Origin of the sequence: Paraliobacillus quinghaiensis, from assembly GCF_003426025.1 — a bacterium.
Taxonomy (GTDB): domain Bacteria; phylum Bacillota; class Bacilli; order Bacillales; family Amphibacillaceae; genus Paraliobacillus_A; species Paraliobacillus_A quinghaiensis.
Genome location: NZ_QJSH01000063.1, coordinates 1 through 1353 on the forward strand (window position 1 = coordinate 1; position 1353 = coordinate 1353).

The 1353-nt window shown below is 38.8% G+C and carries 1 protein-coding gene; it reads left to right on the top strand.

The features are described 5' to 3' along the window. Nucleotides 1-709 precede the first annotated feature (709 nt). Nucleotides 710-1353: reverse transcriptase domain-containing protein (locus D2K40_RS16235; RefSeq protein ID WP_240324915.1), on the top strand; the 644-nt coding region annotated here is incomplete at its 3' end.

Below are 1353 nucleotides of genomic sequence, written 5' to 3' on the forward strand. Positions count from 1 at the left end.
GCCGCTCGACAAGTTCTGCTATAAGCGCTTCAAGTGTGAAAGGCAGAAGATAAACATATTTATCTTAACTTTATAACTGAGAATGGGAATGATAGATCCATGTTTCTTGAAACCATTCCGTCAATACTCCTGCATGCGTCTTGGCTGACAGGTCAAGGGGTTTGAAGTACAGGTAGATTCGGCAGAACGAAGGCTGAAGCCATTCCTTCGGAAAAGGTATGCCAACGGATATGCCGCACGGCTGAAAAACTAGATATGGTGAGAATCGTTCTACTGCAAAAGAACTGACGAATAACCGAAGGTAAGGGTCTAAAGTTTAGAACATAAGGAAACTTATGGACCATCCAACGATGGTGTGAGTGGTGTAGAGTAAGAATGCTCCCTATGAAACACGCTATACCGAACAAGGGGCGGTATCCAGCTCACAGGCTTACAGGTTACACCTACGTCTAGAACCGATAGCTAGGTTATAAGGGACTTGGAAAACAAGGAACGTTGCAACAGGGACTGTCATCCCAAACGGTTGCTATAAAATAAAACGAAATTCATTTATCCTTGTGAGGGTAGGGGCATGACTGATGAAACTCTTGTAATGAGAGTGGAAGAATAGCCCCAAGTCTAAGAACATAGAACAATTATTTTCCAAAAGTGTATTGCACCGATCGGGTATGAACGTGGGAACATCAACTCTAAAAGGAGTGATGCCACAGTGCAAGCTTTAAGGTATTGGGATTACTACGGCATGACCGAAACATTTACGAAATTATTTAATGAATCATCCGAACAAAAGCCTTTTTCACAACTGTACGATATTATAACATCTAGAGAAAATATATTACTGTCCTATCGGACAGTAAAGTCTAATAAAGGTTCTAACACTCCTGGTACTGATGGAAAAACCATAAAGGATATTCAAAAGCTATCTGATAATGCACTTGTCGAAGAAATTAGAAACAAATTGAAGCATTATCATCCCAAAAAGGTAAGAAGGAAGCTTATTGAAAAAGAAAATGGTAAGTTAAGACCGCTTGGAATACCTTGCATAATAGATAGAATTATTCAGCAATGTTTTAGGCAAGTTCTCGAACCTATTGCAGATGCGAGATTTTATAAGCATAGTTACGGTTTTAGACCACTGAGGTCTACACATCATGCGATGGCAAGAGTACAATTTCTTATAAATAAATCGTCTCTACACTATGTCGTTGATATAGATATCAAAGGGTTTTTCGATAACATAAACCATACTCTATTAATTAAGCAGCTATGGAACATTGGTATAAATGACCGTAGGGTTTTAGCTTGTATCTCTAAAATGTTAAAAGCTGAAATTGATGGTAAAGGTATTCCTGC